This window comes from Marinobacter antarcticus, assembly GCF_900142385.1.
Taxonomy (GTDB): Bacteria; Pseudomonadota; Gammaproteobacteria; order Pseudomonadales; family Oleiphilaceae; genus Marinobacter; species Marinobacter antarcticus.
The window spans coordinates 1,257,772-1,270,001 of the sequence record NZ_FRAQ01000001.1; the positions used below are offsets into that span (position 1 = coordinate 1,257,772).

Here is a 12,230-nt window from a genome sequence, read left to right on the forward strand (position 1 = left end):
GCGTGCCCTGAGCCGCATTGGGCGCGGTTTCCGGGCTTCTCGACACCATTGTGCAAAGCGAAGCGCATGTTCATTCATGATATTTATCAAGGAAAAGGTTGTTCGGATAGATGTGTGTTAAAGGTCTTTCACAAGATGAGTGTTTCTTGTATTTAAATCTCTATTTTTCAATGTCTTGTGAGTGTGATATCACCAAATAGGTAATCATTCTCGCGATTGGCGCAGGAGAGGTAGCCACTCATTTCCTGCGGTTTTGCGCGTGTCTGGCGAGAATGCAGAGTCCTACGGTTACCCACAGATAGGCCAGTGCCCAGAAGCTGGCGGAGAGCCATAGCAAGCTCAGGTGCGCCGAAAGGTGACACCGAAGCGGCTGTCGCCTGACTTGTTCAAGGTCATCCCGGTTGATTGACGGTTTGGCGTGATGCGCCTAAAAGGAATAAATGGAAGTCATCATAATATTGCAGGTGCAGTTCTCTGAGGCATATGTCTCCGTCAGAGAAAAAGGAGATACATTATGAACGTTTCGAGCTTGCTTAAACTTCCGTTTTCCAGCAATGGAGGCTGGGGTGAACTCCAGCGCAGACAGTTATCCATACCTATGCTTGCCTGGTTTATTGTGGTGCCCATGTCGCTCTTGCCTCCTGTGTTGCTTTACTACGCAGGAACCCATTACGGCGATGAATTTATTGCGGGGTTTGGAGGCAAGGAATGGCGCTTTATCACCACCATTCTCTTCCTCGCAGAACTGTTGACGTTCTTTGTAATGGGCTGGCTGATTCACGCCGTGGCGGAGAGCCACAAACTGGAGATCAGCTACAACAATGCCTATCTGCTTGCCGCAATTGCGCCCCTTCCGCTGTGGCTGTCGTCGCTGGCGCTGCTCGTGCCCGCCGTGGCGTTCAGTGTGATAGTGGTTTTGGCTGCTACGGCGCTGTCATGCACTCTGGTTTATCAGGGCCTGAGGTCCGTGTGCGGTCGCACCCCGGACGACGTTCTCACAATGTCCGCAACCTATACAGTTATGGCGGCTTCATTGCTCGCCTGGAGCCTTTTGATGGCTATGGTCTGGGCATTTTAAAAGACTCCCTGGGCGCTGCCGCCGATCACAAACAGGTGCCAGACATGCATGCATGTATGGAATCCGATCCATCAGATAGAAGGCGACGCCGGCGGTGTAGACAATGCCTCCCACAACAGTGAGCGTCAGCGCAGTTTCACTGAGGTTGGCCATCAGGTCTGAAAAGGCAAATGCAATCAGCCAGCCCATGGCTATATAAATGCCTATTCGAGCCAGTTCGAAGCGGTTTGCAAAGATGACTTTCAGCACCACGCCCGTGACAGCTAGCGACCAGATGATCGCAAACAGTGTCCACCCAACGGTTCCGCGCATGTTGACCAGCAGAAAAGGCGTGTAGGTGCCGGCAATCAGCAGAAAATGGCGCAGTGCTCGAGGGTTTTCAAGGTATTTTCAGCTTGGGCCGCCGACGCAGTGTTGTCATTTCTTGATTGCGCCGGTTTTGAGCCGGGAGAATGTTGCGGGCACTACGCCAAGCCAGGAGGCAAGCTGGTTATCCGGCGCGCGTCTTACCAGTTCCGGATACTCTTCAAGCAGCAGCTGATAACGCTCTTTCGCCGACATGGTTTGCTTGCGGAATTCCCGCATGCTGGTCAGCTCCGCCAGTTCTTCGGTCAGGGCCATTGCAAACTGTGGCCAGAGGCCTTCGCCATGGGACTGAATGGCGGCTCGGAACGCGGCAAAATCGGCAACCCAGACGGTGGCGGGAGTGACGGTGGTGAGGCACAGGGTGTTGCGTACTGTGCGGCTGCGGCCGAAGACCGGCCAGACCATGTCGCCTTCGGTAAAAAAGTGATGTATTGCAACCTTGCCGCTGGGCGCTTCCCGGAACAGGCGCATGATGCCGTACTGGATCAGGTAAACGTTGGCCCAAGGGGTATCGTGCTTTTCCATCTGGGTTTCGGCGTCGACTCTGCGCTGGTGAAACAGTCGGGTGAGGTCGCTTAGAAACCGTGTGTCAGGGGTGTCCTGCTTTTCGTTCAGTCTTATTCCGAATACACGGCTCAGTCCGCTCAGCAGTGCTACTGATGACGGGGCTGGTTCCTGCTGGATAATGTCCGGGTTGTTTCCCCCCAACATGCAGGGCGAGGAGGACACGTCGGTTCTGAAAGTGCGGGTCATGGCGTCGGTGCTGTGAAAATAATGTGGCAATTATGGTAACAGAAAGACATCTTCTCAAATGACTTAAATCATTAAGGCTTTTTCACTGGCTCGATATAGGCTTGATGGTTTTGGTGCTTGTGAGGCGCGGCGTGGGGAGTTACCTCCAGAGATGTAGATGCTAGACTTCGCGGCCTGTTTTTCCTGAACTCGGATGTCCGGAGCCATCATGGCCGCAGCGCTGGCGTTGTTTATCAAGCTGATTCCGCTTTATGTCACGGTTGCTCTCGGCTGGGTGGCGGGCCGCTACCTGGAGGCCAGTGGCAAGCATATTGCGGGTATCATGCTTTATATTATGACGCCCTCGGTGGTGTTCTCCGGTGTGATGGCGGCTCCGCTTTCCCCGGAAGTGATCTTTCTGCCGTTTCTGGTGTTCGGGCTTTCATCGGTGTTGGGAATTCTGCAGCTTAAACTGGCGCGGCGAGTGCTTTCCGATGGCAGTGCCAACATCATTCCGTTGTGTGTGGGGTCGGGCAACACGGGTTATTTCGGTGTACCGGTGGCGTTGCTGTTGTTCGGCGAAGAAGGGCTGGGGCTTTATATCGTTTGTATGCTGGGTACCACCCTGTTTGAAAACTCGGTGGGGTTCTACCTGGCTGCCCGCGGGCGGTACGACCTGAAAGAGTCTCTGTGGCGGGTTGCCAAGCTGCCTTCGGTCTATGCATTTTTGGCGGCTGTAACCCTCAACCTTTCGGGTATCAGCATTCCCGATGTGTTTATGCCGCTTTTCGATAACCTGCGCGGCGCCTACAGCATTCTGGGCATGATGATCATTGGCATGAGCATTACCAGTTTCCGTGGGCTGGCAGGCAACGTGCGGTTTACTGCACTGGCATTTTTCGGCAAGTTCGTGGTCTGGCCGCTGGTGGCAACGGCATTCTGGTGGCTGGATTCACAGGTTCTTGGCATTTACGAGCCGGCTGTGCACAAGGTCATCTTCCTGATTTCCATTACTCCCATTGCAGCTAACACGGTTGTTATCGCGACGTTGCTGGATACCTCTCCCCGGCAGGCCGCAGGTACGGTAATGCTGACCACGCTGTTTGCGCTGGCGTTCATTCCGGTGATGATTTCGCTGGCCTTCTAAATCGCTTTTCCATCAGGGTCGCCAGAAAACCCGCAATGGTTCCGGCGAGTGCGCCAAGCCAATGCGCCTGGTGAACCACTCGACCACCGATGAAAGGATTCTCCACGGACGGAGTGTAGAAAGCGTTCTCCGCTACCAGTTTGAACGCCACAAATCCCAGCACCAAAAGGCTCCATCGCTGCTCTGATTTGAGGTTGAAGAGCGCTGTAAAAACCAGCAGCCCGTGCAGGCATCCCGAAAAACCCCGATACCAGGCCAGATCCGGAGCCAGCCATAAGAGTCCAAGGGATATGGCAAACGGCGAGATAAGCAGATAGCCAGTCCACTCAGGTAAAGGTGGATGGCGCTTAAACAGCAAGCCGACGATCATTAGCCCGGCGAGATTGAGCGCCAAATGCCTCACGCCAAGATGAACCCAGTGGCCGGTCGCCAGTCGCCAGTACTCAGCGTTTGCCAGGCCGCTGCGAGACCATTCGAGCAGTGCTGGCGGCAAGAACGCGCCCGCGCCCAGCACGGTCGCCAATATGATAAAGCGTCGCCAGCAGGGGAGTGGCTGAATTCGGGACTCAGTTGTCATAAACACATAAAGTTACGCAACCTCTATAGCAGGTCAGCCGAGTATTCGGTAAATTCCTGAAAAACCGTTTGATGTAGAGTTTTACCATGCCTTTCAAGTTTATACCCATTGTTGTGTCCGTCATTTTTCTGGCCCTCCTGTGGACGATGCCCGCAGCTGCCAGGGCCAGTATGGTTCAACCGGTCTGGATCGACGGCCACCGCTACGATGCACACCTGGAACGGAACCAGCGGTTTGTCGCCACCGAAGGCGAACACTATGAGGGCTTTTTTCCGGACGATCCGGGCAGCTGGGTGCGTATTTCCCGCCTCGACAAGGGCTGGGAAGGTATGGCCTACGCATTCGGACGCATGCACACCATTGGTGGCGGAGAAAGGCCGGCCACATTCAGCTTCAGCCAGATTGAAGAACCTCCTCAGTGTGGTTTGGATCACCTTCATGGTCAGGCGCTGATTACGCCCGACAGTCTGATCGGCCCCGCGATGGCTCAGGCCGTCTCCGCCAACTACGACACGCTCTGTGCCGACAAGGTGGATGGCGCCTGCCTGATGCTGGAGCTGGAATTGGCGTTTGATAAGCAGTTTCAGGACCGCTTTGCGAAACCGAAAGAGCGTGCAGGCGCTATTCTGAATATGGTTGAGGGATTCTACAAAGACCAGTTCGGAATTATCTTCGATACGCTGTCGCTGACGTTTCTCGACAGTGCCCAGGACGGGTTATTCAGCAACACAACAGAAGCTGGCGATTTGCTCTCAGATGTCAGGGACAAGCGCGCGGCCGACAGTATCGGTTTTTTGCAAAGTGATCAGTCCATTTTCCATTTTATTAGCGGTCGGGACTTCAACGGAAGCACGGCCGGAGTTGCCTATGTTGGAACTCTGTGTGGCGGCAGTGGTTACGCCTCAGGTGTTACCAATGCGCTTAGCGACAATGCTGTAACCGCATTGATAGTGGCGCACGAGATTGGCCACAACCTCGGTGCAAGTCACGACGTCACTCAAAGGTCAGAATGTCCCCAGAATGAATACATAATGAGCCCCAACGTGGGTCGCAATGTGAGCAGTTTCTCAAGTTGCTCGTACGAGTCAGTGACTAGCAAGATTTCATCGCTTGGAACTGTTGAACAATGCTTTAACTTCCCGGCGGATGTTTCTCTGTTGGCGGCGAATGGCAACCCTGCCGAAGTCGATCAGGGCGCGACATTTCAGGCGAATTTCCGTATTGACTACCAAGACGCTGCCCTTGAAAAAGCGGATCGTATCGCGGTTGGCGGCGTAATTGGCGAGGGTGAAGGCCGCTTGCTGGGCGTCAGTTTTAACGGTAATCCGTGCACCTTGACCGGCGCCAACGCGGACGGCTTTAACTGTGCCGGAGTGAGCGCTCGAACAGGGTTAATATTGAGTATCGAAGCCGAGGCAGGCACCCTGCCAACATTCAACCTGCTGCAGAACGCAACACTGATCAGCAACAGCGGTGAAGTGAAAGATATTCAGCCGTGGAACAACGAACTGATGACACAGATTGCCCTTGCCGAAATTGAGCCCATCATGCCCGAAGAACCAGGCAATGGCGGCACAGCGACTGAAACAACTAATAATAGCGGTTCCGGATCCGGTAGCAGTAATGGCGGTGGTGGTGCGGTCCACTGGATGTGGCTTCTGGTGGGCGCGCTTGCGGTGGCCTCTCGCCGGAGGCTGTTCAAATGATGGCAGAGTTCCGGATGCCAACGCAACGCCTACAGGTGCTCTTGTTCGGTTTGATGCTGGCAGGATGCGGCACGGTTGTGCCAGACGCCTCTGCGGAAAAAGCTGGGGAGGCGCCTGAAACCCTTGGTGAGGCTCAGGCGCTGTGGAGCGATAAAAACATTGTCAGTTATCAGGTCACGGTTCAGCAGAACTGTTTCTGCACGGCGGGTCTGCGCCAGCCAATGCGCGTCACGGTTGTCGACGGTAAGTTGGTCGACGTAAAGGGTCTTGAACAACCCATTCAAGACAAAGGCCAGCTTACCGCTAGCAGGTTGACCATTGTCGGCCTGTTCGAGTTCATCGAGCAGTCAACGCAGCGGGACGTTCACAAGTTGAACGTAGATTACGATGCCCGCTACGGTTTCCCTCGGTATATTGATTACGACGGGCATGAAATGATTGCCGACGATGAGTATCAGTACGAGTTATCGGACTTCCGGGCTGGCGCCGCCCGCTGACGCCTGTTTCGCATCACCAATATCTTGTCGGGCATGCAGCACCACGCTGATGCCGGCCGTGATCGCCAAAGTACCCATAATGGCGGCGACAGCAAGATCCGGCCAGGCGCTTCCTGTTCCGAAAACGCCCAGAGCAGCGGCCATTACGGCCAGATTGCTGATGGCGTCATTCCGGCTGCATAGCCATACCGATCGCATATCAGAGTCACCGTCCCGAAACCGGAAAAGTATAAAGGCAACGCCCACGTTAGCAATCAGAGCCAGCAGGCCAATTGTGCCCATGGTAAAAGGTTCGGGGGTGGTGCCTTGCTCCACTACCCAGAGTGCACGCGCCCAGACGACCGTGCCGAATACTGCCATGGTGATGCCTTTAATCATGGCCGCGCGGCCACGCCAGAGCATGCCCAGGGACAGAACCGAAAGTGACAGAATATAGTTAGCGCTATCGCCAAAGAAGTCGATGGCGTCTGCCATCAACGAAACGGATCCAGACTGCAAGCTGGCGACACCTTCCACGAAAAACATGATCAGGTTCACCCATAAAGCAATCCAGAGCGCGCGACGAAAGCCCGGAGCCGGGAATCGCGGTTCTGGACCAGAGCAACTACATGGCATAAACCCCTCCTTTACAGGCAGGCTTGTATTAAAAACCCTGTAGCTACTATAGGGTCAACATCAGACGATCAGTTTTTGCGGAATCTTAGCTTTTACCCGGCTTGTGAGTTCCCGGCACGTGGTTCTCGTGGTCGCTGATTTTGCTATGCAGCCCCTCCAGTTCCGAGCTTAGCCCGTCCAGAATGCCGCACTCCTGCACTGTACCTGCATCCGAGCAGGCCCTTTGCAGTTGCTGCAGGTTTTTTTCGAGGCTTGAGAGCTCCTTCAGGCGATCGCGCACATGCTCCAGGTGGAGGGCCAGAAGAGCGTCGACTGCGTGACAGTCTGCTTCGGGATTTTCGGAAAGCCGAATCAGTTCACGGATCTCGTCCTGAGCCATATCAAGATTACGACAGCGTTTGATGAATAAAAGGCGGTCCAGGTGTGCGTTACGATAGGCTCGATAACCACTGGTTTCCCGATCCGGCTTGGGGAGCAAGCCGATTTTTTCGTAGTACCGGATGGTTTCCACGGGAACGCACGAGCGCTTGGATATTTCACCGATTTTCATCGTATCTGCACTTCCTGCTTATTATTGATCTGGTCGGTGTCGGGATGGAGTCGTTTTCGCTATGGTAGGGGGGCATCTTATCATTTGTGAACATTAACGGGGAGAATCACCTTGCTGGAGCGGCTGCAACGCCTGCTTGGACTGCAGACAATACCCGGTGTGTTTTTTACATCCGCAGGGGTGGCGGCACTGTTTGTTGCGTTTGCCATACCTTTTGACCAGGCCGTTGCGGATATCTTTGGCGCTCTGACGGCCTGGGTTGCGCAAAACCTCGGTTGGTTTTATATACTCTCTGTTACCTCGCTTTTGCTGTTCCTGCTCGGGCTTGCGGTCAGCCGTTATGGCAGTATCCGTCTGGGCGCTGATGATTCCCGGCCGGATTATTCCAATCTCACCTGGTTTACCATGCTGTTTGCCGCCGGCATTGGCACCATTCTGATGTTCTGGGGCGTAGCGGAGCCGGTTTCCCACTTTGCCAATCCACCGTTTGAGGGCGTCATTGCCGGCAGCGACCGCGCGGCCAGTGACGCCATGACTGTAGCGCTTTATCACTTTGGCCTGCACACCTGGACGATCTTTGCCATGCCCGGGCTGGCCATCGCTTACTTTTCCTACCGCCACAACCTCCCTATGCGCATCAGCAGCCTGTTCTACCCGATTCTGGGTGAGCGGATATACGGCCCCTGGGGCTGGTCCGTGGATGTGATAGCAGTGTTGGGCACCCTGTTCGGTGTGGCTACCTCTCTCGGGCTTGGCACCTTGCAGCTTAACAGCGGTCTGTCTTATTTGTTTGGCGTTCCATCAACAGGGTGGGTTCAGGTGCTGTTGATTGCCGTGATTACCAGCATTGCCGCGACGTCAGTGGCCCTGGGGCTGGACAAGGGCGTGCGCCGTTTATCCCAGATCAACATTGTGCTGGCGCTGCTGCTGATACTGTTTGTATTGGTGATAGGGCCAACGGTTTTCATTGCAGAGGGAATGGTTCAGAGCATTGGTGATTACTTTAGCGCTCTGCCTTGGCTGTCATTCTGGACCCAGACGTATACCGAGTCGGACTGGCAGCGCCAGTGGACGTTGTTCTACTGGGCCTGGACGATTACCTGGGCGCCTTATGTGGGTATCTTTATTGCCCGGATTTCCCGGGGCCGGACTATCCGGGAGTTTGTCGCCGGTGTGCTGTTCGCGCCGACCGTTTTTACCCTGGTCTGGTTTGGTGTGTTCGGGCTCTCCGCCATCCATGTTGAGATGGACGGGACGGTGGCACTGGCAGAACAAGTTCAGCAGGATCCTTCGGTGGCCATTTTCGCGTTCCTTGAGGCTTTCCCACTGGCGAATGTGGCCTCGTTGCTGAGCGTTATCATCATCGTTATTTTCTTCACAACCTCATCCGATTCCGCGTCTCTGGTTATTGATATGCTCACCCGTCGGGACGATCAACCTTCGTTGGTGCGCCAGAGGATTTTCTGGGCTGTTGCTCAGGGTGTCATTGCAGCAACCCTGCTTCTGGCAGGCGGGCTGGATGCGCTGCAGAACGTGATTACCTCTCTGGGGCTGCCGTTCTGCATATTACTGATTTTTATGGCGGTTTCGCTATTCCGGGCGCTGAGAGCGGACTATCGCGGGTATTCCGTCAGCGAACTTGTGCAGGGGCGTGCCTTCCCGGAGGTAGAAGCCGTCGCCGTGCCGAAACAGGAAGAACAGGAGAGCCAGGATGTACCGTAAAATACTGTTAGCCATAGATTCCGAAGACGATGGCGAGGGCAAGCGGGCGCTGGAAGAGGGCGTAAGGCTGTTGGACGAAGACGGTGAGCTGCACTTGGCCACGATATTCGATCCCGGTGGTGCCGGGTTTTTCCCCCATGTTACCGCAGAAACCCCGGAAGACCGGGAAAACGAGGTGAGGGAACGGCTTAGTCTGCTGGCGCGCAAATACCTGCCCATGAAGTACAGCGCTAGCCTCCATGTCGTAGCCGGTACTCCAGGTGAAAAACTGGTGGCGCTGGCTGCCAATATCGGTGCGAACCTGGTTATCCTGGTGTCCAGAGGCGCCAGCAGCCGCTGGCCGATGCGCCGGGCCACGGTAGAATATGTGGCCGTTAACGCACCCTGCGCGGCACTTATTCTGCCAGCGCTCGTGAAAGTGCCTGAAGAAACCGAAGACAGCCGCTAAAGCGGCTCAGCACTTCAGGTGCTAGAGGCACTTTAGCAACCTGAAGCGCTTGGGCACCCGGTACCTGCCCGTTCCCACTGAATGGTCACGTGCTGGATGTTGAAATCGTGGTTGAGCATGTGAGTAGCCTGTTCAATCACTTGATCGTCGTCTCCGGAATCCGGTTTTACAAGGTGCACGGTCAGGGCATTTTCTGTCGTGCTTAGCGCCCAGATATGCAAGTGATGCGCCGACTCAACACCGGGCAAGGACTGCAGATTTTCAACAACCTCACCCGGGTTGATGTCTTTGGGTACCGCATCTACTGCGAGGCTCATGGAGTCTTTCAGCAGTCGCCAGGTGCCGATAAAAATCACCACCGCAATCACCAGGCTGACCACCGGATCAATCCAGCGCGCATCAGTAACCATAATAATCACGCCGGCAATCACCACGCCCACCGATACCATGGTATCGGCCGCCATGTGCAGGAATGCCCCGCGAATATTCAGATCACCCTGCTGGCCCTTGAGAAACAGCAGCATGGTAATGCCGTTGACCAGCACGCCTATGCCCGCCACAACGATTACCGTCAGTCCTGCTACTTCGGCGGGATCGCTGAACCGGCGAATGGCTTCCCAGGCAATACCTCCGACGGCAGCAATCAGAAACAGGGCGTTGAACAGAGCCGCCAGAATGGTGGTTTTCTTGAGGCCGTAGGTATTGCGATCTGTGGCTTTTCGGCCAGCCAGCCAGCTTGCGGCCCAGGCCATAACCAGCCCCAGAACATCGCTCAGATTGTGCCCGGCATCCGCCAGCAGTGCGAGGGAACCGGCGAGCACGCCGTAAACGGCTTCAATAAACACGAACCCCAGGTTGAGAAAGACAGCAATGGCAAAAGCACGGTTATGGGTGTCAAAGTGCTCCGCGTGGCTGTGGCCGTGACTGTGGTTGTGCATGAGCGCGCCCTGAACTGATGAAGTGAGTTTGCGTCAGTAAAAACCCTGTAGCTGATACAGGGTCAAGTCACATTTGATTCGGTTTTTGTACATTTGGCCAATATGGCGTTAACTGATGGGCAGCACTTATACGTTTCTGAAACGCCAGAGGATTTTTTATGGATCGCTTGAGAGAGGGCCTGAGTGCGCCCTCGGTGCTGATATTCGACTGGCATGGGACTCTGGTGGATACACACGACGCCATGTTCAGTGCCATGGAAGACATGTTGCCACAGCTCGAAGAACTGGGACTGGTAGATCAGCTGCTGCTGGAAGAGCAGTGCCGCACTGAAGATGATGCGAGACTGGTTCGCTACATCCGCATTTTCCGGCGCTTGCACCCGCGCATTCTCGCGGAGCGTCGGGTGTCACGGAGCGACATTTTCAACGCGATTTTTGGTGACAATAAAGAGGCCAGACTGATTGCCCACCAGGCATATAATCAGGCTTACCGGTGCTACTTCGGGCAAGTCCGACCATTTCAGCCGGGTGCTTACGAATATCTCTGTGCGCTGCGAGCCATGGGTGTCCGTCTGGCAGTAGCAACCAACAGAAACCGGGAGTTTCTCGAGAAAGAACTGAAAATCGTTGATGAGGGTCGCTGGCAGCATCTGTTTGAAGTAACCGTATGCGCCGACGACGTCACGGAATACAAGCCGGATCCGCAGGTAATCAGCAGGACTCTGGAGAAACTGAACCTTCCTGCAGATGCACGCGCCTGGTATGTCGGTGACAGTTATGTAGACATGCTTACCGCAAGCCGTGCCGGGGTTTCCGGTATATTTTATAACGGTGCCCAATGGGAGGCGGAGCGCATCCGCAGTTGGTTCTCACGGCGCGATGAGCCCTTGGCCGTGCTCGACAGCTTTGAAGAGTTGATGGACCTGCTTGCGCTGATAGAGCGTGATGAGCCTGCGAAATTTCTGCATTCCCCAGCAGAAGTTCGCCCCAACCCCTTTCCTCCGCCGGCTCGTCCGGAGCCCCGCATAGAATCGGACTGGCACCCAGCCGTGGTCAAGCTCGTCCGCCCGGAAGTGGTGCTGTTTGATTGGCACGCAACGCTTGTGGATACGCTCGATGCCATGTATCACGCGGTGGATGACATGTTCCCGGATTTCCACAAACTCGGGCTGATGCAGCGAATGCTGGCACCTGAAGATAGTAAGACCCCTGAAGACGCGAAGCTGGTGGCCTACGTGCGTGAATTTGCCAGGCTTCATCCCAAGGTGAAAGCCGACCGGAAGATCTCTCGAACCGATATTTTTGAAGTGCTCTTTGGTGATGATCAGGAAGCCAAGCAAATTGCACATAAGGCGTTTAACAATCATTACCGCAATCACTACGGCACAGTAAAAGCCTTTGAAGCAAAAGTCCGGGCGGTGCTGGAGGGATTGCGATGCCTCAATATTCAGGTGGGCGTGATCACCAACCGCGACCGGGAGTTTTTCGAGCATGAACTGGCCGCTGTCGAAGACACCGGCTGGGCGGAGCTGTTTGATGTGGATGTCTGCGGCGATGACACACCCCTGCGCAAGCCGCATCCGGATCAGCTCCTGCTGGCGGTACAGAAACTCGATTATCCGGCCGACCCCAGCGTCTGGTACGTCGGTGACAGCACCACCGATGTAATTGCGGCCAAGCGCGCGGGAATGACGTCCGTTTTCTTTAATGGTGCACAGTGGGATTTGCCCTGGCTAAACCGGATATTTCCGGGCACCCACAAACATCCTGACAAGCCGGATGTGGTGGTGAATGACTTCTCTGAGTTCTGGGCGCTGGTGCTGGCATGCGAGATCGGGCCGCCCTGATATTGTG

The 12,230-nt window shown here is 55.1% G+C and carries 13 protein-coding genes; 7 read left to right on the forward strand and 6 right to left on the reverse strand.

Annotated features, from left to right (window positions below; all coding sequences use genetic code 11):
- The first annotated feature begins 514 nt into the window (after positions 1-514).
- The gene (locus tag BUA49_RS05875; RefSeq protein ID WP_072796258.1) at positions 515-1,078 is read left to right on the forward strand and encodes a Yip1 family protein; all 564 of its coding nucleotides are present in this window, start codon (positions 515-517) and stop codon (positions 1,076-1,078) included.
- On the opposite strand, the gene trhA is transcribed toward BUA49_RS05875, so the two are convergent.
- Together trhA and BUA49_RS05885 are read right to left on the reverse strand one after the other, a co-directional pair.
- Positions 1,031-1,390, reverse strand: a complete 360-nt coding sequence (gene trhA, locus BUA49_RS05880; protein ID WP_407656657.1) for a PAQR family membrane homeostasis protein TrhA — start codon at positions 1,388-1,390, stop codon at positions 1,031-1,033. The genes BUA49_RS05875 and trhA overlap by 48 nt on opposite strands.
- A 105-nt stretch (positions 1,391-1,495) precedes the next feature.
- Positions 1,496-2,197, reverse strand: a complete 702-nt coding sequence (locus BUA49_RS05885; protein WP_072796260.1) for a Crp/Fnr family transcriptional regulator — start codon at positions 2,195-2,197, stop codon at positions 1,496-1,498.
- Between the two features lie 208 nt (positions 2,198-2,405).
- Here BUA49_RS05885 and BUA49_RS05890 point away from each other — a divergent pair, with 208 nt between their 5' ends.
- Positions 2,406-3,323, forward strand: coding sequence for an AEC family transporter (locus BUA49_RS05890; protein ID WP_072796262.1), 918 nt, complete (start codon positions 2,406-2,408; stop codon positions 3,321-3,323).
- On the opposite strand, the gene rrtA is transcribed toward BUA49_RS05890, so the two are convergent.
- Positions 3,292-3,900, reverse strand: coding sequence for a rhombosortase (rrtA, locus tag BUA49_RS05895; RefSeq protein WP_084063496.1), 609 nt, complete (start codon positions 3,898-3,900; stop codon positions 3,292-3,294). The genes BUA49_RS05890 and rrtA overlap by 32 nt on opposite strands.
- 86 nt (positions 3,901-3,986) lie before the next feature.
- Between rrtA and BUA49_RS05900 the strand changes: the two genes are divergently transcribed.
- Together BUA49_RS05900 and BUA49_RS05905 are read left to right on the forward strand one after the other, a co-directional pair.
- Positions 3,987-5,606, forward strand: a complete 1,620-nt coding sequence (locus BUA49_RS05900) for a M12 family metallo-peptidase (protein ID WP_072796264.1) — start codon at positions 3,987-3,989, stop codon at positions 5,604-5,606.
- On the forward strand, positions 5,603-6,103 hold the full coding sequence (locus tag BUA49_RS05905) for a DUF6174 domain-containing protein (protein ID WP_072796266.1): 501 nt from the start codon (positions 5,603-5,605) through the stop codon (positions 6,101-6,103). The genes BUA49_RS05900 and BUA49_RS05905 overlap by 4 nt, the downstream gene beginning before the upstream one ends.
- Here BUA49_RS05905 and BUA49_RS05910 read toward each other — a convergent pair.
- Entirely contained in the window at positions 6,071-6,718 is a 648-nt protein-coding gene (locus BUA49_RS05910; protein ID WP_072796269.1) for a cation diffusion facilitator family transporter, read from the reverse strand. The genes BUA49_RS05905 and BUA49_RS05910 overlap by 33 nt on opposite strands.
- Positions 6,719-6,803: 85 nt before the next feature.
- Entirely contained in the window at positions 6,804-7,268 is a 465-nt protein-coding gene (cadR, locus tag BUA49_RS05915) for a Cd(II)/Pb(II)-responsive transcriptional regulator (protein WP_072796271.1), read from the reverse strand.
- Between the two features lie 111 nt (positions 7,269-7,379).
- On the opposite strand from cadR, the gene BUA49_RS05920 reads away from it, so the two are divergent.
- Entirely contained in the window at positions 7,380-8,990 is a 1,611-nt protein-coding gene (locus BUA49_RS05920) for a BCCT family transporter (protein WP_072796274.1), read from the forward strand.
- Positions 8,980-9,438 carry a universal stress protein gene (locus tag BUA49_RS05925; RefSeq protein WP_072796276.1) on the forward strand — a complete coding sequence of 153 codons (459 nt, stop codon included), beginning with the start codon at positions 8,980-8,982 and terminating at the stop codon, positions 9,436-9,438. The genes BUA49_RS05920 and BUA49_RS05925 overlap by 11 nt, the downstream gene beginning before the upstream one ends.
- Positions 9,439-9,470: 32 nt before the next feature.
- On the opposite strand, the gene BUA49_RS05930 is transcribed toward BUA49_RS05925, so the two are convergent.
- Entirely contained in the window at positions 9,471-10,376 is a 906-nt protein-coding gene (locus BUA49_RS05930) for a cation diffusion facilitator family transporter (RefSeq protein ID WP_072796278.1), read from the reverse strand.
- Positions 10,377-10,534: 158 nt separating this feature from the next.
- Between BUA49_RS05930 and BUA49_RS05935 the strand changes: the two genes are divergently transcribed.
- A complete protein-coding gene (locus tag BUA49_RS05935; RefSeq protein ID WP_072796279.1) occupies positions 10,535-12,223 on the forward strand; it encodes an HAD family hydrolase in 1,689 nt (562 codons plus the stop codon).
- Positions 12,224-12,230: the final 7 nt, after the last annotated feature.

Bases quoted from the DNA above. Each gene is read 5' to 3' on its own strand.
- cadR (WP_072796271.1), bottom strand. From the start codon at position 7,268: ATGAAAATCGGTGAAATATCCAAGCGCTCGTGCGTTCCCGTGGAAACC.
- BUA49_RS05925 (WP_072796276.1), top strand. From the start codon at position 8,980: ATGTACCGTAAAATACTGTTAGCCATAGATTCCGAAGACGATGGCGAG.
- BUA49_RS05930 (WP_072796278.1), bottom strand. From the start codon at position 10,376: ATGCACAACCACAGTCACGGCCACAGCCACGCGGAGCACTTTGACACC.
- rrtA (WP_084063496.1), bottom strand. From the start codon at position 3,900: ATGACAACTGAGTCCCGAATTCAGCCACTCCCCTGCTGGCGACGCTTT.
- BUA49_RS05905 (WP_072796266.1), top strand. From the start codon at position 5,603: ATGATGGCAGAGTTCCGGATGCCAACGCAACGCCTACAGGTGCTCTTG.
- BUA49_RS05935 (WP_072796279.1), top strand. From the start codon at position 10,535: ATGGATCGCTTGAGAGAGGGCCTGAGTGCGCCCTCGGTGCTGATATTC.
- BUA49_RS05900 (WP_072796264.1), top strand. From the start codon at position 3,987: ATGCCTTTCAAGTTTATACCCATTGTTGTGTCCGTCATTTTTCTGGCC.
- BUA49_RS05885 (WP_072796260.1), bottom strand. From the start codon at position 2,197: ATGACCCGCACTTTCAGAACCGACGTGTCCTCCTCGCCCTGCATGTTG.
- trhA (WP_407656657.1), bottom strand. From the start codon at position 1,390: ATGCGCGGAACCGTTGGGTGGACACTGTTTGCGATCATCTGGTCGCTA.
- BUA49_RS05875 (WP_072796258.1), top strand. From the start codon at position 515: ATGAACGTTTCGAGCTTGCTTAAACTTCCGTTTTCCAGCAATGGAGGC.
- BUA49_RS05910 (WP_072796269.1), bottom strand. From the start codon at position 6,718: ATGCCATGTAGTTGCTCTGGTCCAGAACCGCGATTCCCGGCTCCGGGC.
- BUA49_RS05890 (WP_072796262.1), top strand. From the start codon at position 2,406: ATGGCCGCAGCGCTGGCGTTGTTTATCAAGCTGATTCCGCTTTATGTC.